The sequence below is a fragment of the Methylocystis sp. L43 genome, assembly GCF_015709525.1.
Taxonomy (GTDB): Bacteria; Pseudomonadota; Alphaproteobacteria; order Rhizobiales; family Beijerinckiaceae; genus Methylocystis.
Genome location: NZ_JADNRA010000036.1, coordinates 16,726 through 41,258, shown reverse-complemented (window position 1 = coordinate 41,258; position 24,533 = coordinate 16,726). Strand labels below are relative to the sequence as shown.

The following is a 24,533-nucleotide window of genomic DNA, read 5'->3' as shown; positions in this document are numbered from 1 at the left end:
GTCCTTCCGCAGCCAAGCTTTTTTACAAATTATTTCAGGAGAAGCAAAATGTCGCAGCGGTTGAACGAAGCCATGTTGCAGCCGGTTGCGGGCCCGACTGACATTTTTGGCGTCGCCTATCTGCAGCTGTGCCAGATCTCCTATGCGTTGCCGTCGGCCATTCCCCGGCTCGTCAACACCAAGATGCCCCCTCTCAGCGCCGGCGGGAGATGGGCCTGCGTCTGGGGACCGGTTGAAAGCGACGATCTCGCCAATCTGGTCTTCGTGGCAGCCTATTATGACGGGCCCAATCTTCCGCCGACTTTCGCTGCTGTCGTCACGCGCGGCACCGACGTGGACGTCGATGACGTCTGGGGCGTCCTGCAGCAGGCCTTCGAGGACTTCTACGTCATTTTCCAGAGGTCGCCGCCATGGCTGCCTGCGAGAAGCTCGGCGCTTCTGGCTGACGGGACAATTTTCGCGCTGAAGACCATCCAGAGCTTTACCTCGGGCGGCCGCTCGCTTTTGGATTTCGTCTCGAACTTCCTTCAGGCGGCGGAGAACCAGAACCCGCTTCTCGTCTGCACAGGTCACAGCCTCGGCGGATGCGTGACATCAGTGCTGGCGCCTTGGCTACAGTCCTCGCTTGCCCTCGTTGGCGTTTCGAACCCGATCGTGCCGGCGACATTCGCGGCCCCCACGGCCGGCAACGCCGCCTTCGCGGACTATTACACATCCACCTTCAGCTATTGCCCGCGCTACTACAACACGCTGGACATCGCCCCCTTGGCCTGGGGGAATCTCGACGCAATCTCCACGCTCTATGACGGCTGCAACATCCCGATTCCGGACGCCGCCTATCTGCTCCTCGTCGCCTGGGCGGACGCCATGTGGGTCGAGGGGGCGAGCTATTCCCAACAACAATCCAACAATGCGCCGCTGCCTGGAACCTGCTTCGAACTCTATCCGCCCGACTGGTCTACGCAGGCCCTCATGCAGCACCATACAGCCACCTATATGCGCCTTCTCGGCGGCGCCTCGATCGACATCGGACCAAGCATGTTGGCTCGCGGGCGCCGGCAGCGGCGGATCTCGCACTACCGGCTGCAGTCACAAATCAGGAGCCCCGAAAATTTACTGCTGAAGCTGACAGAGCGCTGAGGCTTGTTCGCAGGCGGGCACGCGGCGCCTGCGCCTTCGCCCCCTATCCAATTCCCTCTCGCTCCCATATAGGGGGCCGGAGCAATCCCGAGCCGCAAACGCGGCGTCACCTGAAGAGCGGATCATGGCCCAGCATTACACGCCCCATTTCCACAATCAGCCCGGCGTCGCGCAGATCAGGATCGGGGCCAAGGAATTCATGTGCATCGGGGCGCTCCCGCCCTTCGACCATCCGCATGTCTATCTCGACATGGGCGCGTCGAACGAGGCCGTCTGCCCCTATTGCTCGACGCATTACGTCTATGACGCGACGCTGCGCGGCGGCGCCGACCCGGCCGAATGCATCTATCGCATCTCTGAAGACACCGCCGCCTGACAGAAGATCGCGGGTGAACGCGCCGATCGTCATCGCCGGCGCAGGCATTGGCGGGCTCGCCACGGCCCTGTCGCTGGCGCGCGCCGGCAAGCGCACGCTGGTCCTTGAGCGCGCTGCTCGGATCGAAGAGGTCGGCGCGGGATTGCAGATCGCGCCGAACGCCGGACGCATCCTCGCCAGGCTCGGGCTCGAGCCGGCGCTCGCCGCCGTCGCTCTGGAGCCCGTGGCCATCAATATCCGCCGCGGGCGCGATGGCGCCGTTCTGGCGCGCCTCGATCTTTCCGCCGCGAGGACCCGCTGGGGCGCGCCGTTCCGGCTTTTCCACCGCGCCGATTTGCAGGGCGCGCTGCTGCAGGCGGCGCTGGACAATCCGCAGACTCATGTCCGCGCGGGCGCCCGCGTCGGCGATTTCGAAGCGACCGCCCGAGGCGTCCGCCTTCGCGTGCACACCCAGGACGGCGTCGAGGAAATCGAGGCGGCGGGCCTGATCGGCGCCGACGGCGTGCGCTCGAGCGTGCGCGGCCATCTCGTCCCGTCCGAGCGCGACGCGCCCTCTTATTCCGGCTGCGTCGCCTGGCGTGCGACGCTGCCCGCCGAGAGCGTTCCGGCGGCGCTGCGCGCACGCGAGTCCAATCTCTGGCTGCTGGCGGGCGCCCATGTCGTGCACTATCCGCTACGCGACGCCTCAATGATCAACGCCGTCGTCATCATCGAAGAGCCGCCGGAGGCGGAGGACGCCGCGTCAAGCCTGTCGCTTGACGGCGCGGCGCTCGCGCGCCGACTCGCGCCGCGAAAAATCGCGGCGGAACTGCGCGACTTGATTGAAGCGGGCGACTCCTGGCGGCATTGGCCGCTGTTCACGCGGCCTGCCCTGGAACGCTGGACGCAGGGACCGGTGACGCTCCTCGGCGACGCCGCGCATCCGATGGTCCCCTTTCTCGCGCAGGGCGCCGCCCAGGCGATCGAAGACGCCGCCGCCTTGGGCGACGCCTTCATGCGATTGGGCGCGACGGTCGAAACCGCCTTCGCCGCCTATGAGGGCGCAAGGCTTCCCCGCGCCGAGCGGGTCGTGCGCGCCTCGCGTCGCCAGGGCGGCTATTTCCATATGGGCGGACTGCCGGCCGCGGCGCGCAATCTAGCGATCCGCGCGCTCGGCGGAGGCGGCATGCTGGCGCGCAACGCCTGGCTTTACCGTTAGACGCCCTCCTGGAGCTCGGCGTAAACCTCTGTGACGAATTTGCGCTTCCACGAAGGCGCGCCGTCACACTCGCTAAAAAAATTTGCGCGCCGAGCGGGCGCGTTAACCGCCAGAATGGTCGCATATTAACTGGCGTTCCTCGAACCTTAAGTGGGGTTGGCCGGAAGGGTCGGAAACGACACGCCTGGCAGGAAAAAATGTGATACAATTCAGTGTGATAGGAGATCGCATCAAATTTTATGCATTCCCATAAGACGAAATTATACTTACCGACGACCTGGGAAAATCTGAACGCATTCGCGTAAAATGCGGCTGAAATACTTTCATCGACGGCAAAACAACAAAACTAACCTCGCCTCATGTCACGGAGGCGGGTTATGTTGGGCATCGTTAGCAAGGCGGTTGTGGCTCTCGGGATGGCGGGCGCGGCGCTTATCGCCGTCAATGCAAAAAGTTTCGCCGGACCCGAAACCGCGAGTTTCGCCACGCTTGGCGCCGAAACCAGCGTGCCCTACGGCTGGGTGGACTTCTGCCAGCGCTACCGGGGCGAATGCCAGAACGAGGAAACCGCGCCGCAGGAGGTCGAACTCACCGCCGCCGTCTACCGCAAGATCGCGCGCATCAACGCCTGGGTGAATCAGAACATCGACCCGATCGCCGACGCCGATCACTGGGGCGCGGTCGATCAGTGGGATTATCCCAGCGACGGGAAGGGCGACTGCGAGGATTTCGCGCTTCTAAAGCGCCGCATGCTGATCGAGGAAGGCTTTCCCCGGCAGGCGCTGCTGCTCACGGTGGTGAAGGAGAAGAACGGCGACGGCCATTCCGTCCTGACGGTCAAGACCAACCGCGGCGAATTCGTGCTCGATAATCTGTCCAACGAGATGCGGCCCTGGACGCGCGCTCCCTATCGCTTCGTCAAGCGCCAGTCGCAGCAAAATCAGAACGCCTGGGTGGCGATCGGCCCGGCGACCAGCGCCCCGCTGTATGTGTCGCGGTAAGGGAGCTCAGCCAATCAGCGTCAGCCCGCTCGCGTAGCGTTGACCGTTCTCCACATAATGTTTCGCAGAGTCGAGATGGCGCTCGCGCGCCGCTTCGTCGAGCGTGCGGATCGCCTTGGCGGGCGAGCCGACGATCAGCGAAAAATCGGGGAATTCCTTGCCTTCGGTGACAAGCGCATTGGCGCCGACGAGGCAGTTCGCGCCGATCTTCGCCCCGTTGAGGATTGTCGCCCCCATGCCGATCAATGTCGCTTCGCCGATGATGCAGCTATGCAGAATGACGCCATGGCCGATCGTGCAGTCCGGCCCGATGACGAGCGGAAAGCCCATGTCGGTGTGGAGAATGCTGTTCTCCTGGATATTGGTGCGGGCGCCGACGGTGATCCATTCATTGTCGCCGCGCAGCACGCAGCCGAACCAGACATTGGCGTCCTCCTCCAGCGCAACGCGGCCGATGATGTGCGCGCCGGGAGCCACATAGAACCGGCCGGGGGCCGGAAGGCGCGGCGCGATTCCATCGATCGAGTAAAGCGGCATGGGCGAAGCCTCCTAAAAAAGAGGCGCGACATTGGCATTTTCCCCCTTTTGCATGCAATGGCGTAGCGCCGAAGCCGGCGCGATCTCATTCGGAAGTCACGGAAATTTGGACTATAAGCGGACGGCGGGGTTTGATATTGCCCGCTGGCGCGCCGCCGGTGGGGATCTATCGCGCGAGAGCCGCTATCGGAGGACGCCCACTGAGCGCCATCATGTTGCGGGATCGGGTTCGACTGGCGAGCGTTTCCGCGGCGCGGGCGGCGGGAGCCTTCGCGCGAGGCGCCGCCGCGCCCTACCACCTCATGAAGTCGATGGCGATCGCGCCGCCGGAGCGGCTGCGCATCGCGCCTCCCGACATCAGAACCACCGATTCGACGGTCGCCGACCAGATTTACGCCGGCTATTTCTCCTTCGAGGGGAAAACCGTGCAGGCGCGAGGCGTATCGCCTTTTCTGGTCGCCGCGCCTTCCGAATGCTGGCGGCGCTCCCTAGCAGGCTTCTCCTGGCTGCGGCATTTGCAGGTCTCAGATAACAGGGTGGCCCTGGCCACGGGGCAGGAGCTTGTCGCGGATTTTCTTTCGCTTCCGAAAATTCCGGCCGACGATCCGGCGATGGAGCCTGCCGTCGTCGCGCGGCGCCTCCTGTCTTTCCTGTCGCAATCGCCGACGCTGCTCGACGGCGCCGACGCCGATTTTTATGACGCCTTCATGTTGGCGCTCGCGCGCAACGCCCGGCTGTTGTGGCGGGCGCTGGCCGGCGACGGGGCGCGCGGCGCCGATCGCGCCTTCTGCGCCATCGCGCTTGCCGAATTCGCCGTTTGCGCGGACACCGGCCGCAAAATCGCCCCGCATGTGTCGCGCGCGCTCAGCGCGGAGCTCGACCGCCAGATCCTCATCGACGGCGGCCATGTAAGCCGCAATCCGCAGGTCGCGGTCGACCTGCTGCTCGATCTGTTGCCGCTGCGGCAGGTGATTGCGGCGCGCGGGCTGCAAACGCCGTCCGCCGTCCTGCGCGCCATCGACCGGATGATGCCGATGCTGCGGATGCTGCAGCATGGCGACGGCTCGCTGGCGCTGTTCAACGGCATGGGCGCGACGGCGCTGGACCGGCTGGCGAGCGCGCTCGCCCATGAGGACACGCGCGGCGCCCCGCCCGTCAACGCCCCATACGCCGGCTATCAGCGGATGGAGGCTGGCGACGCGCTCGTCCTCGTCGACGCCGGCGGGCCGCCGCCTTTCGAATTTTCCCTATGCGCGCACGCAGGCTGCCTGTCTTTCGAATATTCGCTTGGAATCGAGCGGGTCGTCGTCAATTGCGGCGCACCCTCGGCGCCGCATCTCGACGCCCGTGAACTGGCGCGCGCCACCGCCGCGCATTCGACGCTCGTCGTTGGCGATCGCTCCAGCGCCCGCATTGCGCCACAGAGCGCGCCGCGCCGGCGCGCCGGCCGCGTTCTCGGCGGCCCGCGCAATATGGCGGTCGAGCGCCGCCGTCTCGACGGCGAGACGACGCTCGTTTTGTCGCATGACGGCTATGTGCGCGATTTCGGCCTTGTCCATCAGCGCGAACTGACGCTTCCCACCGATGGCGCCGCGCTCCTGGGCGTCGATCGGCTCATTGCCGCGGAGCGGGGCGGAAAACATCCGCAAGCGAGCGATTTCGCCCTGCGCTTTCACATTCATCCACGCGTGCGCGTTGGGCCGAACGCCGACGGCGCAATCGAACTCACGCTCGCCGATGGCGAAATCCTCATCTTTGAAGCGCAAGACCTGACGCCCGAAATCGAAGACAGTATTTTTTTCGCCGCGCCCGGCGGCGCGCGCAAATGCGCGCAAATCATTGTGCGAGGGGCGGCGGCCGCTGGCGCCGAGATCGCTTGGAGCTTCCGGCGGCGCGCAGGCGCGCAGGTTCCTCCCCGCGGCAAGGTGTGATAAGCGCGGCGCCAGTTAGGAGTATGCAATGCCCGTCGATTTGCGCCACGTGGCGCGCGCGCTGATTTCCGTTTCCGACAAAACAGGCCTTGTCGAGTTCGCGCGCGTTCTGGCGACGCATGGCGTTGAGCTTGTATCCACCGGCGGCACGCGCAAGGCGCTCGCCGAGGCGGGTCTCGCAGTTCGCGACGTGGCCGATCTCACGCAGTTTCCGGAGATGATGGACGGAAGGCTGAAGACTCTGCATCCCAAGGTGCATGGCGGGCTTCTGGCGATCCGCGAGAATCCCGAACATGAAGCGGCGATGCTTGCGCATGACATCCGGCCGATCGACCTGCTCGTCGTCAATCTTTATCCCTTCGAGGCGGCGCTTGCGAAAGGCGCGCCATTCGAAGAATGCGTCGAAAACATCGATATCGGCGGGCCGGCGATGATCCGCGCCGCGTCGAAGAATCACGACGACGTCGCTGTCGTCGTCGATCCCGATGATTACGCCGCGCTCATCGAGGAACTCGCGGCGACGAATGGCGCAACGCGGCTCGCGACGCGTCGACGGCTCGCGCAGAAGGCGTTTGCGCGCACCGCCGCCTATGACGCCGCGATCTCCAATTGGCTCGCGCATCAGCTCGGCGAAGCCTCGCCGCCACTGCGCGCCTTCGGCGGACGACTCGCCGAGCCGATGCGCTATGGCGAAAACCCGCATCAATCCGCGGGCTTCTATCTCACCGGCGAGAAGCGGCCGGGCGTCGCCACGGCGCGCCAGATTCAGGGCAAGCAGCTCTCGTACAACAACGTCAATGACACCGACGCAGCGTTCGAATGCGTGGCGGAATTTGATCCGGCGCGGACCGCGGCCGTGGTGATCGTCAAACACGCCAATCCTTGCGGCGTCGCCGAAGGCGCGACTCTTGTCGAAGCCTACGCCAAGGCGTTGCGCTGCGATCCGATGTCCGCCTTCGGCGGCATCGTCGCGCTTAATCGGAAGCTCGACGCCGAAGCGGCGCGCGAGATCGTCAAGATTTTCACCGAGGTGATCATCGCGCCCGACGCCGACGAAGAATCGATCGCCATCATCGGCGCCAAGAAGAATCTGCGTCTGCTGTTGACCGGCGGCGTTCCAGATGCGCGCGCGGCCGGCTTGACCTTTCGCTCGGTTTCGGGCGGCTTTCTTGCGCAATCGCGCGATCGCGCCGTCGTCGACGAGATGAATCTGCAGGTTGTGACGAAGCGCCAGCCGACGGCCGAAGAGCTCGCGGATCTCAAATTCGCTTTCCGCGTCGTGAAGCACGTCAAGTCGAACGCCATCGTCTACGCGAAGGGCGCCGCCACGGTGGGAATTGGCGCCGGGCAAATGTCGCGCGTCGACTCATCGCGCACCGCCGCACACAAGGCGCAGGAGGCTGCGCGCGTGGCGGGGTTAACGACAAGTCTCGCGAAAGGGGCCGTGGTCGCTTCCGACGCTTTCTTTCCTTTTGCGGACGGACTGCTGGCGGCGGCGGAGGCAGGCGTGACGGCCGTCATCCAGCCCGGCGGCTCCATGAATGATAAGGACGTGATCGCGGCGGCGGACGCGCAGGGTCTCGCCATGGTTTTCACCGGCGTGCGCCACTTCCGACACTAGCAATGCGTCGGGCGATCTGGCTAGAGTGGCCGCTTGACGCGAAACGGAGTTCAGAAAATGCGTAAGTCTTTGAAACTGGCGTTGGGCCTCGCGTTGGTTGGCGCGCTTGCTTCGAGCGACGCTCTCGCGAAATCGAAACAACGCGCGCCTGTCGCGACGGGTCAGGTCACCGCGACGCAGGGCGATGATTTTCCGATTCCTCTGCCGCATAATCTGACGACCGGCAAGGATTGGCTCGACGACGGCGCGGCGCCGGACGCGGCGAAGGGAAATCTGCAGCCCAATCGATACGCCAACGATAATTACTTCCTGGAGCAGCAGGATTTCTCGCTGCAAGATCCGCAGCGCTACAATGAAATCGGTCAGTATTTCGATTACGGCTGGTAAGCCGCGCGCGCCCTGAAATGAAAAGGCCGGCGTGGGCCGGCCCCTTCCTGACGATGAGATCTTGGCCGCATTAGCACGTCGGCACGGCGCGGTAGCCGATGACATAGCCGCGGCGGCTATAGATCGGCTCGCGAACGTAACCGCAATCGGGCTCGCTCGCGGCGGCGGCCGCCACTGCGCCTAACGCGAGCGCGCCGCCCACGGCGTAAGGCGCCCAGCCATAGCCGTGATGATGCCACTTGGACCAGGCCAATGCCGGCGTGGCGCTCGCAATCGCTCCCAACATGACGCTGGCGGCGAGGCTCATAGAGACGATTTTTTTCAACGTAGACATGAGTTCTCCTCGGCGTTCTCACTCGTCATTTGGCGAGCAGCCGCACTCTAGCGAGAGCCTCTAACGACGTTCGTGCGTCGGCGCACAGGACGCATTAGCACGTCATTTCGGCGGCGCGCCTCTACGCCTCGCTTTGCGAGAGGAGTTTTTGCTGATGATCGGTCGTCAGCGCGTCGAAGATCTCGTCGAACTCGCCTTCCATCACGCGGTCGAGCTTGTAGAGCGTGAGATTGATGCGATGGTCGGTGACGCGTCCCTGCGGAAAATTATAGGTGCGGATTCGCTCGGATCGATCGCCTGAGCCGACCTGCTGCTTGCGATCCTCCGAACGTTCATTGTCGAGACGCTGTCGTTCGGCGTCATAGAGACGCGAGCGAAGAACGTTCATCGCCTTGGCTCGGTTGCGATGCTGGGAGCGCTCCTCCTGCATCATCACCACGATGCCCGATGGAATATGGGTGATGCGGATGGCCGACTCGGTCTTGTTGACGTGCTGGCCGCCGGCGCCTTGCGCGCGCATCGTATCGATCTGCAGATCCTTCTCGTCGATGTCGACGTCGACGTCCTCGGCCTGCGGCAGCACCGCGACTGTCGCGGCCGACGTGTGGATGCGACCCTGCGTCTCGGTTTCCGGGACGCGCTGGACGCGATGCACGCCGGACTCGAATTTCAGCCGGCCATAGACGCCGCGACCGATGATCTCGGCGACGATTTCCTTGAATCCGCCAAGCGGGCCGGGGCTTTCGGACACGATCTCAATGCGCCAGCCCTTGAGCGCCGCATATCTCTGATAGGCGTGGAAGAGATCGCCGGCGAACAACGCCGCCTCGTCGCCGCCCGTGCCGGCCCGCACTTCCAGAATGACGCCTTTCTCGTCTGCTTCGTCCTTCGGCAGCAGCGCCAGTTTCAGCGCGCTTTCCGCCGCAGCAAGTCGTTCCTGCGCGGCCTCCGTCTCGCTTTCGGCCAGCCCGCGCATGTCGGCGTCGAGCGAGGCGTCAGCGAGCATGGCGGAAAGATCGTCGGATTCCTTTTGCGCGGCGCGATAGGCGCGAATCCTGTCGACGACCGCGTCGAGCGTCGCGCGTTCGCGCGAGAGCGCGACGAACGCCTGCCCGTCGGCGCCGGCCGCGAGCTTGTCGCCGATCTCGTCGTAGCGGCGCAGAATGAGGTTGAGCTTGTCTTGAGCGAACATGGGGGAGGAGGCTTCCCGAGCACTGGTGAGGGCGACGGCGTGAAGAAAGGGGGCTCGCTACAAGGGCACGCCGCGCGCGATCGCATAATCGCGCAATTGCTCGCGCACCGAAGCGCTGCCGTCGTCGCACGCGAGCAGCGAGGCGAGATACATCTGCGTCTCTTCGAGATTGAGACTGAGGATCATCGACTTGACCGGACCGATGGCGGAGGCCGCCATCGACAGCGAGCGGTAACCGATGCCGAGCAGCGCCAGCGCCTCGAGCGGGCGGCCGCCCATCTCGCCGCAGAGCGTCACCGGCGCATTGTGCCGCGCGCCCGCCGTGACGATGCGCTCGAGCGCGCGCAGCACCGGCCGCGAGAGATTGTCGTAGCGCTTCGAGACGCGCGTGTTATCGCGGTCGGCCGCATACATGTATTGCACCAGATCGTTCGATCCGACCGACAGAAAATCCGCGCGCTCGGCGATAAGATCGATTTCCCACAGGAGCGACGGCACTTCCACCATCGCGCCGAGCTCCAATCGCGTCGGCGGCGGATGGTGATGATGCGTGATGTGGTCGAGTTCCCGCAGCGCAATCGCTTTCGCCGCGTCGAATTCGGCGACGTTGGCGATCATCGGAAACATGATGCGCAGATCGCGATGGGCGCCCGCCTTCAGCATCGCGCGCAGCTGCATGCGCAAAAGCCCCGGCCTGTCGAGACCGATGCGGATGGCGCGCCAACCGAGCGCCGGGTTCTCCTCTTCGATCTTCGCCATATAGGGAAGGATCTTGTCGGAGCCGATGTCGAGCGTGCGAAACGTGATCGGCTTATCCGGCGCGGCGTCGAGCACGGCTTTGTAGAAGCGATATTGCTCGTCCATGCGCGGAAAGCGCGGCGCGAGCATGAATTGCAACTCGGTGCGGAATAGTCCGATCGAATTCGCGCCTGTCTCATGCAGATGTGGCATGTCGATCGCCAGGCCGGCGTTCATCTGCAGTCCGATTTCGACGCCGTCCTTAGTGACCGCCGGCACATCGCGCAGCTTGGCGTATTGCTCCTGACGCCGCGCCCGCAGCCGCGCCTTTTCAGCATAAGCGCTCTGCACGTCGGGCTGCGGCCGGACATGCACTTCGCCGGTCGTGCCGTCGACGATGATCGGATCGCCGGTTTCGACGATATCGATCAGTCCGGCAACGAGCCCCACGGTGGCGATGCCAAGCGCGCGCGCGACAATGGCGACGTGGCTCGTCGGCCCGCCTTCCTCCAGCACGAGGCCGCGCAGCCGCTTGCGGTCATAATCGAGAAGCGCCGCCGGCCCCATGGTGCGCGCTACGATGATGGCGTTTTCCGGCACGCTGTCACGATCGGCGACGTAGCTTTGACCCGTCAGCTGATGCAGCAGGCGGTTGGCGATATCGTCGAGATCGTGCAGGCGGTCGCGCAGATAGGGATCGGTCTGACGCTGCATGCGCGCGCGCGCGTCGTTCTGGACGCGCTCGACCGCGGCCTCCGCCGTCAGCCCGGTCATCACCGCTTCGCGCAGGCGGCGCACCCAGCCGCGGTCATAGGCGACCATGCGCACCGTTTCGAGGACGTCGCGCGGCTCGCCGGCGGCGATGCGGTCGCTATGCGCGACGAGCTCGTCGATCGACTGGCGCATCGCGTCGATCGCATGTTCGAGCCTCGCGAGTTCAGAGGGCATGTCCTCGGCGACGAGCTGCTTGATGACGACGCGCGGCTCGTGCAGCAGCACATGGCCGAGGCCGACGCCTTCCGCCATCGGCGCGCCTCTCAGCGACGCCGGGCGATAGAGCGCGAGATCGCGCGGGTCTTCGATCGCCTGCAATTCGCCCGAGGCGATGAGCTCGGCCAGCAGCATCGCCGTCGTCTGCAGCGCCTCGATCTCTTCTTCCGAATAAACCCGGCGCACCTTGTTCTGCACGACGAGCACGCCGAGCGTGTTGCCGCCGCGCAGGATCGGCACGCCAAGGAAGGAGTGATAGGCGTCTTCGCCCGTCTCGGGCTTGTAGGAGAAGGAGGGATGCTCCTGCGCCTCGGAAAGGGCGAGAGGCTCGGCGCTCTTGGCGATAAGGCCGACAAGTCCTTCGCCGGCGTGCATCGTGGTGAGATGCACGGCCTCTCGGTTAAGGCCCTCCGTGGCGTAAAGCTCCAAGCGCTGGTCGGCGCGCAGCACATAAACGGAACAAACCTCGGCGACCATATTCGCGGCGATCTGCACCACGATCTTGTCGAGCCGCGCCTGTGCGCTCACCGGTTCCGCGCTGATTTCGCGGAGTCGGCGCAGCAGAAGGCGAGGGCCGCCGAGAGCGCTTCGCATCCAGTCCTTTCCCGTTTTCCCAGAATTTCGCGGGTGGGCACACCGCAAAAAAACCGCCATGCGCCTGCAGATTGCGACGGTGGCCTTCAAGCAGCGTATATTGGCGCCGTCCGCGCTCCGCAAGCGCGGCCAAGAAGCGCAGCGACGCAAGGAACATACCGCTATTGCAAAGCTTGGCGAATCGGCTTGCCGGCAGGGCCCGAAGCCTCTACCACTTTCCGATCAGAGTCTGGCGATGACAGCCCGCCCACGCGCTTGGCGCCCGCCATCGGCCGCGCCAGACGCGTTCTCCGAGCCTGCGGCATCGAGAAGAGAATTCGTGCGTCTGAAAAAATACCTCGTTGCGCTCTTTTTGTTCATCCTCTCGGCTCAGGCCGTCGCGATGGAGTCGGTGCGGGTGCCGCAAGGCGCGCGGGCGATCGATCTCACCAATGTCATCGAGAAACATTCCTCGCAGGGCGACCGGCTGCAGGTCTCGACCGCGCCCGGCTCGGACGGCATCGTTCGCCGCATCGAAGTCGGCGCCAAGGAGGCGGGCAGCCAGCCTAACTGGATCGTTTTCGCGCTCACCAACGACACGGATGAGCAGATCGAGCGCCTGATCGTCGCGCCGCATTATCGCCTCCAGGGCTCGGGCGTCATCTGGCCCGATCTCGGCTCGACGCGCATTTCGGCGATCACGGCCAGCCAGGGCTTTCCGCCCGAGGCCGAAGACGCCTCCGACGCCGACGTTTTCCGGCTGACGCTCGACCCCGGGACCACGGTCACCTATGTCGCGGAGCTGCGCACGCCCAACCTGCCGCAGCTCTATTTGTGGGAGCCAGCCGCCTATAAGGACAAGGTGACGAGCCTGACGCTCTACAAGGGCATCGTCATTGGCATCGCCGGCCTGCTTGCGCTGTTTCTGACCATCGTCTTCGTGGTGAAAGGCGCCGTCATCTTCCCGGCGGCGGCGGCGCTCGCCTGGGCGGTGCTGGCCTATGTGTGCATCGATTTCGGCTTTTGGGACAAGATTTTCGGCTTTGACGCCAACGCCAACCGCATCTGGCGCGCCGGCGCCGAAACAGTTCTCTCGGCGACGCTCGTCGTCTTCCTTTTCGCCTATCTGAACCTCAACCGCTGGCATGTGCGCGCCTGGCACGTCGCCGCCCTGTGGCTGCTGATCCTATTGGACCTCGTCGGCCTGGCGGTGTTCGACGCGCCCGTCGCCGCTGGGGTGGCGCGCATCTCGCTGGCGACGGCGGCCGTCGTCGGCTTCGTGCTGATTCTCTATCTCGCGACGCATGGCTTCGACCGGGCCATCATGCTGATCCCGACCTGGTTCCTGCTGGCCGTGTGGGTGGCGACCGCGGGATTTGCGGTCGCCGGCTGGATCACCAACGACCTTGTCTCTCCGGCGCTCGTCGGGGGTCTGGTGCTCATCGTGATGCTGATCGGATTCACGGTGATGCAAAACGCCTTCGCCGCCGGCGGGCTGTCGCACGGCGCCATCAGCGACGTCGAGCGCAAAGCCCTCGCGCTCACTGGCGCGAATGAGATCGTGTTCGATTGGGACGTTCCGTCGGACCACATCTATGTCAGCCCGGAAGCGGAAGCCGCGCTCGGACTCGACCGCGGCGGGCTCGAGGGCGCCGCCTCCTCCTGGCTCGATCTGCTGCATCCCTTCGAGCAGGACCGCTATCGCGCCTGCCTGGACGCCATCCTGGAACAGCGGCGCGGCCGCATCAATCAGGACTTCCGCCTGCGCGCCGCAGACGGCCATTACCTCTGCTATCGGCTGCGGGCGCGGCCCGTCGTCGGCCCCGACGGCGAGGTGATCCGCGTCGTCGGCACGCTCAATGACGTGACCGACGAGCGCAACGCCCAGGAACGGCTGCTGCACGACGCCGTGCATGACAATCTGACGGGCCTGCCGAACCGCGAATTGTTCTTCGATCGGCTGGAGGCCGCCCTGATTCTCGCGCGCATGGAAAAGGACGTGCGCCCGACGATCCTCGTCATCGACATCGACCGCTTCAAGCAGATCAATGAGCAGGTCGGCATGGCCATGGGCGACAGCATTCTGCTCACCGTGGCGCATCGCCTGACAAGGCTGCTGCAGCCTCAAGACACGCTGGCGCGACTTTCCGGCGATACATTCGCGATCATCCTGGTCTCCGAGTCGCACGCCGACCACGTCATTTCCATCGCCGATTCGGTGCGCCGCGCCCTGTCTATTCCGGTGCGCTTCACAGACCAGGAAATCGCGCTGTTCGCCTCGATCGGCATCGCGCTCTACGATCAGCAGACGCATCCCGGCGCGGGCGACATGCTGGAAGACGCCCAGATCGCGATGCGCCACGCCAAGCGCTCGGGCGGCAACCGCATTGAAGTGTTCCGCCCGGCCATGCGCGCGCAGCGCTCCGACCGGCTGACGCTCGAGGCCGATCTGCGGCGGGCGTTGGAGCGCAGCGAGATCAAGGTTTTCTTCCAGCCGATCGTCAGGCTCGAGGATCGCACCATCGCTGGCTTCGAGGCCTTGCTGCGGTGGGACCATCTGCGCCTGGGTCGGCTCGAGCCTTCGGAATTCCTTCCCATCGCCGAGCAGACGGGACTGATCGTCGACCTTGGACTACTGGCCTTAGAGCGCACGGCGCGCGAACTCGCGGCCTGGCAACGCGCGCTTGCGGTCGATCCGCCGATTTTCGCCTCCGTCAACGTCTCGTCGCGCCAGCTCTTGCGCCACGACCTCCTGCGCGACGTCAAAAGCGTGTTGATGCGCAATGACATCGCCAAAGGCAGCCTCAAACTCGAACTGACCGAGAGTCTGGTGATGGAGAATCCCGAATATGCCGCGCAGATGCTGGCGCGCATCAAGGAACTCGGCGCGGGGCTGTCGCTCGACGATTTCGGCGCCGGCTATTCGTCGCTCGCCTATTTGCAGCGCTTCCCCTTCGACACGATCAAGATCGATCGTTCCTTCATCAAGCAGTCCGGCAAGGGCGCGCGCCCCATCATTCTGCGCTCGATCATCGCGCTGGCGCAGGATCTCGGCATGGACGTCGTCGCCGAGGGCGCGGAGACCGAGCAGGACGCCATCGAGCTTTATCAGCTCGGATGCGGCTTCGCGCAGGGCTACGCCTTCGGGCGCCCGATCAGCGCGCGGGATGCGCGCCGCCTCGTCGGAGCCGCGCCGGAAGCGGCGTAATTCCCTCTCCCCGCCGCGCGGCGAAACGATTAGGTTCGGCACGTGCGAACGTATTGGGATGTTCCTTCGAGTGTACGAATTCCGGTCACTTTGTTCGGAGAGCCTGTCATTCCCGGCAGGCCGAAGGCCTAACCGGGAATCCAGAGCCGACCCACGAAGGCGGGGTTTGCTCTGGATTCCCGATCGCGCAAGACGTGCGTCGGGAATGACACGCGAGCGGTTCAGCCGGAAGTTGTATGTCGCGTCGAACCATTTCTCCGCATGACCAAGAAACCTTCCTTACATCCAGCTTCTGTCGAGGAATTGACGCCCATCGAAGCGCGCGCCGAACATGCGCGGCTGCATGAGGAGATTGCGGCGCATGATCGGCGCTATTACCAGGAAGACGCGCCGACCATCTCCGACGCCGACTATGACGCGCTGCGCCGTCGCTACGAAGAGTTGGAAAGAGCTTTCCCCGAGCTCGCCACGGCGCAGTCGCTGACGAAGACGGTCGGCGCGAAGCCCTCTGAAAAATTCGCCAAAGTGAAGCACGTCGTGCCGATGCTCTCGCTCGGCAACGTCTTCTCGGATGAAGAACTCGAGGAGTTCGTCGCGCGCGTGCGTCGCTTCCTGGGTCTGCGTGACGGCCCGCTGCGCTTCACCTTTGAGCCCAAGATCGACGGGCTGTCCTGTTCGCTGCGCTACGAGAAAGGCCATCTCGTGCAGGCGGCGACGCGCGGCGACGGTTATGAGGGCGAAGACGTCACCGCCAATGTGCGAACGATCGACGAGATTCCGCAACGGCTACGCGGCGATCATTCCGACATTTTTGAAGTGCGCGGCGAAGTCTATATGACGCATAAGGATTTCGCTGCGCTCAATGCGCGGCAACAGGAGTCCGGCAAGACTCTCTTCGCCAATCCGCGCAACGCCGCCGCCGGTTCTCTGCGGCAGCTCGATTCGAAGATCACGGCATCCCGGCCGCTGCATTTCTTCGCCTATGGGTGGGGCGAGACGAGCGCATTGCCTGCGAATACGCAACTGGGCGTGCTTGATGCGCTGCGCCGTTACGGTCTGCCGGTCAATCCGCTGACGACGCTCTGCGAGAGCTCGGAAGACATGTTGGCGCATTACCGCGCGATCGAAACGCAACGCGCGACGCTCGGCTATGACATCGACGGCGTCGTTTACAAGGTCGACGACATCGCGCTGCAGGAGCGGCTCGGATTCGTCTCGCGCGCGCCGCGCTGGGCCGTCGCGCGCAAGTTCCCCGCCGAACGCGCCACGACAATTTTGCGCGACATCGAGATTCAGGTGGGGCGCACGGGCGCCTTAACGCCCGTCGCAAGGCTCGAGCCGGTGACGGTCGGCGGCGTCGTCGTACAGAACGCGACGCTGCACAATGAGGACGAGATCGCGCGCAAGGATATTCGCATCGGCGACACGGTGGTCGTCCAGCGCGCCGGCGACGTCATTCCGCAGATCGTCGACGTTGTGAAGGAGAAGCGCCCGACTGGCGCAAAACCCTATCAATTTCCGCATGTCTGCCCGCGCTGCGGCTCGGCGGCGCTGCGCGAGATCGACGAAAAGACCGGCGAAGCGGATGTCGTGCGCCGTTGCACCGGATCGCTTGTCTGTCCGGCGCAGGCGATCGAGCGCCTAAAGCATTTCGCCTCGCGCAACGCCATGGACATTGAAGGTCTCGGCGACAAGCAGATAGAGCTGTTCTTCCAGGAGGGCCTCATCCGCACGCCCTCCGACATTTTCACGCTGGAGGAACGCGACCGCGCGAGCCTCACCAAAATCAAAAACCGCGAGGGCTATGGCGAGACCTCGGTGCGCAATCTCTTTGCGGCGATCGAGGCGCGCCGAAGCGTTCCGATCAATCGCTTCATCTTTGCGCTCGGCGTGCGCCACGTGGGCGAGACCAATGCGCGCCGGCTTGCGCGACACTTCGGCGATTTCGAATCGCTGCGCGAGACGGCGCGCGACGCGTCGTTGGGGAGCGAAGCGCGCGCCCGCATCGATTCAATCGACGGCGTCGGTCCGGTCGTCGCCGAAGCGCTGCACGATTTTTTCGCCGAGCCGCATAATGAGCGCGAGCTCGACGCGCTTCTCAAACGAATCACGCTGGAGCCGATGCCGGCGGTGGCGTCCACCTCGCCCGTCTCCGGCAAGACCGTCGTCTTCACCGGCGCGCTCGAACGCCTCACGCGCGATGAAGCCAAGGCGCAGGCCGAGCGTTTCGGCGCGCATGTCGCGGCGTCGGTGTCGAAGAAGACGGATCTCGTTGTGGCCGGTCCCGGCGCGGGCTCGAAGCTGAAAAAAGCTGCGGAGCTCGGGATCGAGGTGATCAGTGAAGACGAGTGGTTTAAGCGGACAGGGCAGGGGTGAGCCTGGGGAGCTCGGAAGGGCGGCCTCGTCCTTCGAGACGCGAGCTTCGCTCGCTCCTCAGGATGAGGCCTAACCGATTGCAGCGAAAAAGCCCCTCATGCTGAGGAGCCTGCGCAGCAGGCGTCTCGAAGCACGAGGGGCGTCCCGTTCAATTCTCTTGTCACACCGCGCGCGTGCCGGGCGTCTCGTCCTTCCGATAGGCCGTGCCGAACACATAGTCCCACCAGATCGCGTGCACGCCGAAGCCTTTCTCGGCGTCGCGGAAATGATGCAGCATGTGCAGTCGCTTCACCATGCGAGCGAACTCGGATTTCGGCTGCCCGTGATGCGTCCAGTAATGCACGCAATCATAGATCACATAGCCCGTGATGAAGCCGGCGAGCGCCGGCCAGGCGAATGTCGCGCCGAAGAGCACGCGGGCGCAGACGAGCGCGATGAGCATGATCGGCGCCGAGAGCAGCGGCGGCATGACGAGCCGCAGCGGGTCGTTGGGATAGATGTGATGCACGCCGTGAATGAGGAACTGGAAGCGCGGTCCAAGCCCGAACGGCAGCGCGAACACGGTGTGGAAGAGATAGCGGTGGCCGAAATATTCGGTCAGCGTCCAGCCGAGATAGCCGACGACAAGACCCAATAAGACGAGCGTCAGACTGTTGAACGTGAGCGAATAGATCACCAGGCCGAGAATGATCGGGCAATAGACGATCACTGGCGTCAAATGATGCACCCGCGACAGCTTGTCGAGAAGATCGCTCTCGAAGAGGCGGGGCGAAGCGTCGAGCGCTTCCGTTCTTACGTCCTGCGTCATGACTTACTCCGCCGGCGCGACGACAGGCGCTACGCGCTCCGCCGCCTGCGTGACATTTTCCGACCGCGTGCCGAGCGAATAGGTCGGATCGAAGATGAAGGTGACGAGCAGCGCCGTCCAGGAACGATGGCAGCGCAGATCGTCATAGAACTCCGGCGCCATCGCTTTCAGCTGAGGCAAGCGATTCCACGGGATTTCGTGAAAATCGTGATGCTCGTTGTGATAGCCGATGTTGAGCGCGAGCGTATTGAGCGGCCCGTAATAGTCGAACGTCCCCTGGTCGGGCCCGAAGGCGAAATGCTCCTGCAGCCAGCGCGCGCTCAACGGGTGCAGCCCGCCGACCGAGAACCAGAAGGAAAAGAAAAGATAGAGCAGGGCGTTCGGCCCAAACGCCCAGAGCACGAAAAGATCGAAAACGGCGATGACGGCGATATTGACGTAGGTCCAGGTTCCCCAGATCGGCACCGTGCCTTTCAGGCGCGACAGGCGCGCAAGCTGAATGACCGGGAAGAAGAAGATCCACGCGGCCTTGCGCCAGCCGCTGTTGCCGACCCATTCGACCTCCCAGCGGCTCGGAATGTCGGCGTCATAGTCATAGGCCGAGAGATGCGAATGATGCTTGATGTGGTAGCAGCGAAAGCCCATCGCCGTCGGAAAGGCGTTGGGAAGATCGGCGAGGATCGCCGTCCACTTGTTGGCGAGCGGGCTCTCGAACACGCAATTGTGGATCGCGTCGTGGATGATGACGAAATTGGCGTGATTGGCGAAGGCACCGACGCCGATCGCCATCAAGAGCGACAGCCACCAGTAGGAGAGGCCGAGCGAACCCAAATTCGCGGCGATGACGAGCTGACCGACAAAAATCGCCGCCGTGATCTTGAAGGTCATCGGGTCCTTGCCGAAAAGTTGGCGCACTTGCGGATATTTTTCGAGGATCAGCTTGCGCCGCTCGACATGCGAGCGGTCGGCGCCATTGGCGGTGACGGATATGCCATTCATGACGTTGCATCCTGTAGCTGAGTTGCCGTGACGCCGTCACGCATACGCATGGCCTCGTCGCCGCCGCCGACCGTGAGGCGCTTTTCATAGATGCGATGAATCTTGTCGACCTTGCCGCCGAACATTTCAATCGGCCGGCGCATGTCGGCGTTGCTTTCCAACACCCATCCCGCTTCGAGATGCGGAACGCGGATTTTCGCATGGCGCCGCCGCATCTCTTCGACCAGCGACAGGAAGATCGCGCCGCCGGTCGCGCTTCTTTGCAGCGTCTTTCGCGTGCCAAGCAGCAACAGCCGCGCCGATTTGAACTGATGCGAGCGGAATCGCATAAACGCGCGCGCCCAGCCGAAGGGGAACAGGCGACCGTTGAGATCGGCGAGAATCTCGTTGAGATTGGGAAGCGCGATCGCAAAGGACTGCGGAACGCCGTCAAGCTCGACGACGATGCCGAAATCCGCCGGCACGAGAAATTGCAGCGCGTCGGCGTCGGAGTCGAATTCTTCCTTGGTGAAGGGCACGAAGCCCCAATTTCCGCTCCAGCCGTCGTTGAACAGTTCGGCCATCAGCGCGGTCTCGCCCTGCTTCAAGGCCTTCATATTCAACGGCCGGAGTTTCAAGCGATCGCGCCATTCGCGCCGCGTTGAAATGCGCGCGGGCTTGTCGCTCTCGTCGCCCGAAATGTCGAAGCGGTAGGACAAGAGGTCTTGCGCCTTCTCATAGCCCAGCGCCTCGAGATGGCGCGAGAGATAGGGCGGATGCCAGGGCATGAAGAACATCGGCGTCGCGTCGAAGCCATCGACAAGAAGTCCGCACTCCTTGTTGACCGACGGCGAGAACGGTCCGTTGATCCGCTCCGCGCCCTTGGCGCGCAGCCAGTCCTCGGCGGCCTGGGTCAGCGCGCGCACGACCTCGACGTCGTCGATTGCATCGAGCGCGCCGAATTGCGCATTGGAGGCGCCGACGGGCGTGACGCCGGGCTTATAGATCTGCGCCATGACGCGCCCGACCCATTGGCCGTCACGTCGGGCGAGAAATTTCTGCTCTTCGACGAGCTTGTAATGCGGGTTGAGCTTATGCGCGAAGACGCTCCAGCGCTCGAGGTCGAGCGGCGGCGCAAAGCCTGCCGCGCCGGCATAAAGCAGCCGCGGCAGCCTGCAGAAGGTCGCAAAGCGCGAAAGGCCGGCGACCGGGAGAATCTCGATCCGCGCCATATGATAAGTCCTAGCGGCCGCTGGCCTTAATCGAAAGCGTCAAAGTGACGCGGGAGTCAGCGCTAGCCGCCCGCCATCGCCGCGGCGACGATCTGATGCGCCTCTTCCGTCACCGGCGGCATGTCGCGCAGCATCTGGATGACGCCGCGGATTTCCGCTTCGCTGTGGTTCGCCGAGAAAAAGAAACGCAGCCGCGGCCCGTCCTTGGGCACGCCGATGCGCACGACCGGCGGCACGTAATAGCCATTCTCCAGCAGATGCTGCGACGCCCACATCGTTTCGACGTCGCTCGAGAACAGGATCGGCACGACCCCGCGGCCGATCGCCGGCCCAGTCGAGAATCCCGCTTCATGCGCGACCGTCCGGAAGAGCTCGGCGTTGTCGGCGAGTTTGGCGATGCGCCAGGTCTCTTCCTGCATCAGCCGCAGCGCGGTGCGCGCGGCGGCGAGAATGACGGGCGACAGGCCGACGCTGTAGACGAAGCCCGGCAGCGTATAACGGAACCAGTCGATGACCTGCTTCTTGCCGCAGACATAGCCGCCGCAGGACGCGAGCGTCTTTGACATGGTGCCGACGATGAGGTCGATGCGGTCCGGGTCGACGCCCTGATGTTCGGCGAGGCCGCGGCCAGTCGCGCCAAGCACGCCGAGAGAATGCGCCTCGTCGACAAGCAGCCAGACCTTGTATTTGTCCTTGATGGCGAAGAGCCGCGGCAGGTCGGCGGTGTCGCCGTCCATGCTGTAGACGCCCTCGACCACGATCAGGACGTTGCGGTATTCCTCGCGGTGGCGCGCGAGCAGATGGTCGAGATGATCCAAATCGTTGTGGCGGAATTTGACGACCTGCGCCGGCGCGCCGTCGGCGCCCGCGACGATGCTGTTATGCGCGAGTTCGTCGATGAAGATCGCGTCGCGCTTGCCGCTCATCAGCCAGGCGATCGTCGTGACATTGGAAAGATAGCCGGAGACGAGCGTTAGCGCGCTTTCCATGCCAAGGAATTCGGCGATCTCCGCCTCGAACGGCTTGTGCGTCGTGCGCTCGCCGCCGACAAGCCGCGAGGCCAGGGCGCCAACGCCCAAGCCGTCGACCTCGCGCTTTGCTTCCTCGCGAATCCGCGGGTGATTCGCGAGGCCGAGATAGTCGTAATTGGCGAAGCTGACGAAATGCTTGCCCTGCGCCTCGAATTCGGCGCGCAGCCTGTCGATCTGGGCGAAGAACGGGTCGCTGAACTCCAGCAAGGCGTTGCCAGCAAAACGGAATCGCCTTGCCGCGTAATCCTCTAAGCTCTTATGCTTCGTCACTTATTGGGCAATCCCTGGATAACGGGCGCGCCGCGCGCTATTGGCGAGAACTTGGGCCGTTGAGCACCCAAGAAAGGGTCTGCGCTGCTTAGCATTCCCGTCCCGTCTGCGCCAGCGGCGCGGCCGCGGGCGGGGCGGGGCGCTTGAGGCGCGAGCGGACGGGGCCCTCGCCAAGGACGCTCTCGGTCCGCCCTGTCTGGCGGATTCGGTCGCAAAGCTCTATGCGGAGCGCATGTCGATCGATATCCCAGAGCCCGTTGAGCCGCCCGTCGATGGGGCTTTACGTCTTTGCGTCGATAATCTCAGCGTTCTGCGCGGGGGCAGGCGCGTCCTCGACCATCTGAGCTTTTCGCTCGCCGCCGGGCAGGCGCTGATCGTGACGGGCCCCAACGGCGCCGGGAAATCGACGCTGCTGCGGGCCTTGGCCGGACTGCTGCCGCGCGCGGGAGGCTCCGTCGCGCTCGCCGGCGGACCGCCCGACGTCGACCTGCCGCAGCAGGCGCATTATCTTGCGCATAGCGACGGCTTGAAGTCGGCGCTAAGCGTCGAGGAGAACCTCGAATTCTGGTCGCGTTATTTGGCCCAGGAGCCTGACCGGCGCAGCCGCACGGTTGGCGCGGCGCTCGAGGTCGTCAGTCTCTCCCATGTCGCCGCCGCGCCGTTCGGCGTGCTGTCCGCCGGCCAGAAACGGCGCGCGGCGCTCGCGCGTCTTCTCGTCGCCTTCCGACCGCTCTGGCTCCTCGACGAGCCGCTGACCGCGCTCGACCGCGCCTCACGCGAAAAATTCGCGCTCGCCATGCGCGACCATTGCGCGCTCGGCGGATTGATCGTCGCCGCGACGCACGAGCCGTTGGGATTGAACGAAGCAAAGGAATTGGCCCTAGGGAGCGCGGGATAATGCTGCGTTTCTCTCTGCGGCTCCTTGCCCTCGCCCCTCACCTTACCTCTCCCCGCCAGCGGGGAGAGGGGTCATCGGCGCCGCGCTTGCCGCCCCCTCTCCCCGCGAGAGCGGGGAGAGGTGAGGAGAGGGGCTGGGGGATTGGCTCGAACGCCATAAAAGCCTGGAGTCTAGATTGAGTTCTCCGCTCGCCGCGCTTTTCCTGCGCGAATGGCGCGTGGCGCGCCGCATCGGCGGCTCGGGCGCGATGGGCGTCGTCTTCTTCCTGACGCTCGTCGCGATCGTGCCCTTCGCCGTCGGGCCCGACCCCAATCTTCTCGCCCGCATCGGACCGGCGATCCTCTGGATCGCGGCGCTGCTGGCGACCCTGCTTTGTCTCGACCGCCTGTTTCAGGCCGACGCCGAGGATGGCTCTCTCGATCTTTTCCATCTTTCCGAGACGCCGCTCGAATTGGCGGTGCTCGTCAAATGCGCGGCGCATTGGGCGGCGACCGGCCTGCCGCTCGTGATCGCCGCGCCGTTTCTGGGGCTGATGCTGCAACAGGAGGCCATGGCGCTTCTCGGCGTCGTCGCGACGCTGCTTGTCGGCACGCCGGCGCTCACGCTGATCGGCGCCATCGGCGCGGCGGCGACGGTGACCGTGCGAAGGGGCGGCCTCTTGATGGCGCTGCTCGTTCTGCCGCTGACGATCCCGGTGCTGATCTTCGGCGTCTCGGCCGCGGAGGCGGCGAGCGGCGGCGCCGTGCCCTTCTACGCGCCCTTCGCGATTCTCTGCGCGATCACGCTCGCCGCTCTCGCGCTCTGCCCCTTCGCCGCCGCCGCGGCGCTGCGCTATCTCGGCGAATAGGTCGCAGCGTCAATCAATGCACACGCGCCCGCTGCTCGAGCGGCCGGTGAGGCTGTGCGTATGGTTGCCGCTGCCGCTCGTGACATGAACGAAGTTCTTCATCTGGCCGCGTCGTCCAAACACGCAGCGCTTGGCGTTGCCGATCTTGAATGCGCCCGGGGTCGTGCAAAAAGCCGAGTCGCCGCGCCATTCCCTGCCGGCGCCATGGGCGTAAAAGAAGTAATTATGCGGATCGGACGTCTCGCTGCGCAAAACGACTCTTTCGCAGCCGCCGCAGGCGCGAAGCTTCCACCATCCCTCCGACGTGAAGCCGCCGCTCGGGCTCACCCAAGCGGACGCAACGGTGACTTGATCGGGCGTTCTGTTGCAGACGGTCAAATCCGCCTTCGCGGTCGGCGCAAAAGCGCAGGATGCGACGGCGAGCGCGATCGAAAGACGAAAAGCATTCATTTCACTCTCCAAAAAATGAGTTCTAAAAACTCGCGATAAGTCATCGACGCCCGCCAAAGCAGCTGACGCGTATTTCGCGGCGGCGCTCGATCAGCCTGCGCGCGCCGGGAAGGCGGCGAGCGTGAAGGCGATCGCGAGCGCGAGGAGCAGCGCCAGATGCAGGACGCGATTGCGCAATCTGGACATTTTTCTCTTCCTTCAAAAATGACGCGCCGTGCGAAACAGGCTACGTGCGGCAAACATCATTTAAGATCGAAATGGCGTGCGGCGCCTCGTCCGGTTAGCTGAGAGAGGCGCAAGAAAGATCAGCGTCGCAGCGCAGCCGAGAGCTGCGCGCATGGCAAGTCGCCGCGCCCAACTCTCTCCGAGCCTGCGGCTTTGCAAACTCGGTCGCTGGTCAATCGCCATGAGCCGCGC

Annotated in this window: 20 protein-coding genes; 11 read left to right on the top strand and 9 right to left on the bottom strand. The window is 64.5% G+C overall.

Features of this window, described 5'->3' with window-relative positions:
- The first annotated feature begins 48 nt into the window (after positions 1-48).
- The 4 genes from IYX23_RS18210 (at position 49) to IYX23_RS18195 (ending at position 3,715) form a co-directional block, all read left to right on the top strand.
- Complete coding sequence (locus IYX23_RS18210) at positions 49-1,140, top strand: hypothetical protein (RefSeq protein ID WP_196394372.1); 1,092 nt, start codon at positions 49-51, stop codon at positions 1,138-1,140.
- A gap of 124 nt (positions 1,141-1,264) precedes the next feature.
- The gene (locus tag IYX23_RS18205; protein WP_196394371.1) at positions 1,265-1,516 is read left to right on the top strand and encodes a zinc-finger domain-containing protein; all 252 of its coding nucleotides are present in this window, start codon (positions 1,265-1,267) and stop codon (positions 1,514-1,516) included.
- 13 nt (positions 1,517-1,529) lie between these two features.
- Positions 1,530-2,714, top strand: a complete 1,185-nt coding sequence (locus IYX23_RS18200) for an FAD-dependent monooxygenase (RefSeq protein ID WP_196394370.1) — start codon at positions 1,530-1,532, stop codon at positions 2,712-2,714.
- Between the two features lie 377 nt (positions 2,715-3,091).
- Entirely contained in the window at positions 3,092-3,715 is a 624-nt protein-coding gene (locus IYX23_RS18195; RefSeq protein ID WP_196394369.1) for a transglutaminase-like cysteine peptidase, read from the top strand.
- 6 nt (positions 3,716-3,721) lie between these two features.
- On the opposite strand, the gene IYX23_RS18190 is transcribed toward IYX23_RS18195, so the two are convergent.
- Entirely contained in the window at positions 3,722-4,252 is a 531-nt protein-coding gene (locus IYX23_RS18190; RefSeq protein ID WP_196394368.1) for a gamma carbonic anhydrase family protein, read from the bottom strand.
- Between the two features lie 212 nt (positions 4,253-4,464).
- Between IYX23_RS18190 and IYX23_RS18185 the strand changes: the two genes are divergently transcribed.
- The 3 genes from IYX23_RS18185 to IYX23_RS18175 are packed head-to-tail and all read left to right on the top strand — an operon-like array spanning position 4,465 to position 8,191.
- Positions 4,465-6,183, top strand: a complete 1,719-nt coding sequence (locus IYX23_RS18185; protein ID WP_196394367.1) for a heparinase II/III family protein — start codon at positions 4,465-4,467, stop codon at positions 6,181-6,183.
- Positions 6,184-6,211: 28 nt separating this feature from the next.
- Complete coding sequence (gene purH / locus IYX23_RS18180) at positions 6,212-7,804, top strand: bifunctional phosphoribosylaminoimidazolecarboxamide formyltransferase/IMP cyclohydrolase (protein WP_196394366.1); 1,593 nt, start codon at positions 6,212-6,214, stop codon at positions 7,802-7,804.
- 57 nt (positions 7,805-7,861) lie between these two features.
- A complete protein-coding gene (locus tag IYX23_RS18175) occupies positions 7,862-8,191 on the top strand; it encodes a cellulose-binding protein (protein ID WP_196394365.1) in 330 nt (109 codons plus the stop codon).
- A 70-nt stretch (positions 8,192-8,261) separates the two neighbouring features.
- Here the strand turns inward: IYX23_RS18175 and IYX23_RS18170 are convergent, their stop codons facing one another.
- The 3 genes from IYX23_RS18170 to ptsP form a co-directional block, all read right to left on the bottom strand.
- The gene (locus tag IYX23_RS18170) at positions 8,262-8,525 is read right to left on the bottom strand and encodes a hypothetical protein (RefSeq protein WP_196394364.1); all 264 of its coding nucleotides are present in this window, start codon (positions 8,523-8,525) and stop codon (positions 8,262-8,264) included.
- A 121-nt stretch (positions 8,526-8,646) separates the two neighbouring features.
- Positions 8,647-9,717, bottom strand: a complete 1,071-nt coding sequence (prfA, locus tag IYX23_RS18165) for a peptide chain release factor 1 (RefSeq protein ID WP_196394363.1) — start codon at positions 9,715-9,717, stop codon at positions 8,647-8,649.
- A gap of 57 nt (positions 9,718-9,774) precedes the next feature.
- The gene (gene ptsP / locus IYX23_RS18160) at positions 9,775-12,039 is read right to left on the bottom strand and encodes a phosphoenolpyruvate--protein phosphotransferase (protein ID WP_196394362.1); all 2,265 of its coding nucleotides are present in this window, start codon (positions 12,037-12,039) and stop codon (positions 9,775-9,777) included.
- Between the two features lie 319 nt (positions 12,040-12,358).
- On the opposite strand from ptsP, the gene IYX23_RS18155 reads away from it, so the two are divergent.
- Together IYX23_RS18155 and ligA are read left to right on the top strand one after the other, a co-directional pair.
- Complete coding sequence (locus tag IYX23_RS18155) at positions 12,359-15,226, top strand: EAL domain-containing protein (protein WP_196394361.1); 2,868 nt, start codon at positions 12,359-12,361, stop codon at positions 15,224-15,226.
- Positions 15,227-15,487: 261 nt separating this feature from the next.
- Positions 15,488-17,602 carry an NAD-dependent DNA ligase LigA gene (gene ligA, locus IYX23_RS18150; RefSeq protein WP_196394360.1) on the top strand — a complete coding sequence of 705 codons (2,115 nt, stop codon included), beginning with the start codon at positions 15,488-15,490 and terminating at the stop codon, positions 17,600-17,602.
- A gap of 160 nt (positions 17,603-17,762) precedes the next feature.
- Here ligA and IYX23_RS18145 read toward each other — a convergent pair whose 3' ends face one another.
- From IYX23_RS18145 to IYX23_RS18130, 4 genes are all read right to left on the bottom strand, one after another.
- Positions 17,763-18,410, bottom strand: a complete 648-nt coding sequence (locus IYX23_RS18145; RefSeq protein WP_196394359.1) for a sterol desaturase family protein — start codon at positions 18,408-18,410, stop codon at positions 17,763-17,765.
- Positions 18,411-18,413: 3 nt separating this feature from the next.
- Complete coding sequence (locus tag IYX23_RS18140) at positions 18,414-19,409, bottom strand: fatty acid desaturase (protein WP_196394358.1); 996 nt, start codon at positions 19,407-19,409, stop codon at positions 18,414-18,416.
- Complete coding sequence (locus tag IYX23_RS18135; protein WP_196394357.1) at positions 19,406-20,620, bottom strand: hypothetical protein; 1,215 nt, start codon at positions 20,618-20,620, stop codon at positions 19,406-19,408. Before IYX23_RS18135 ends, IYX23_RS18140 begins: the two co-directional genes overlap by 4 nt.
- 62 nt (positions 20,621-20,682) lie before the next feature.
- A complete protein-coding gene (locus IYX23_RS18130; RefSeq protein ID WP_196394356.1) occupies positions 20,683-21,921 on the bottom strand; it encodes an aminotransferase class I/II-fold pyridoxal phosphate-dependent enzyme in 1,239 nt (412 codons plus the stop codon).
- 232 nt (positions 21,922-22,153) lie between these two features.
- Here IYX23_RS18130 and ccmA point away from each other — a divergent pair, with 232 nt between their 5' ends.
- On the top strand, positions 22,154-22,819 hold the full coding sequence (gene ccmA / locus IYX23_RS18125; protein ID WP_196394355.1) for a heme ABC exporter ATP-binding protein CcmA: 666 nt from the start codon (positions 22,154-22,156) through the stop codon (positions 22,817-22,819).
- A gap of 175 nt (positions 22,820-22,994) precedes the next feature.
- Positions 22,995-23,666: a heme exporter protein CcmB gene (gene ccmB, locus IYX23_RS18120; RefSeq protein WP_109026715.1), complete on the top strand. Its 672-nt coding sequence runs from the start codon at positions 22,995-22,997 to the stop codon at positions 23,664-23,666.
- 9 nt (positions 23,667-23,675) lie between these two features.
- Here ccmB and IYX23_RS18115 read toward each other — a convergent pair whose 3' ends face one another.
- On the bottom strand, positions 23,676-24,116 hold the full coding sequence (locus tag IYX23_RS18115) for a DUF1036 domain-containing protein (protein ID WP_196394354.1): 441 nt from the start codon (positions 24,114-24,116) through the stop codon (positions 23,676-23,678).
- Positions 24,117-24,533: the final 417 nt, after the last annotated feature.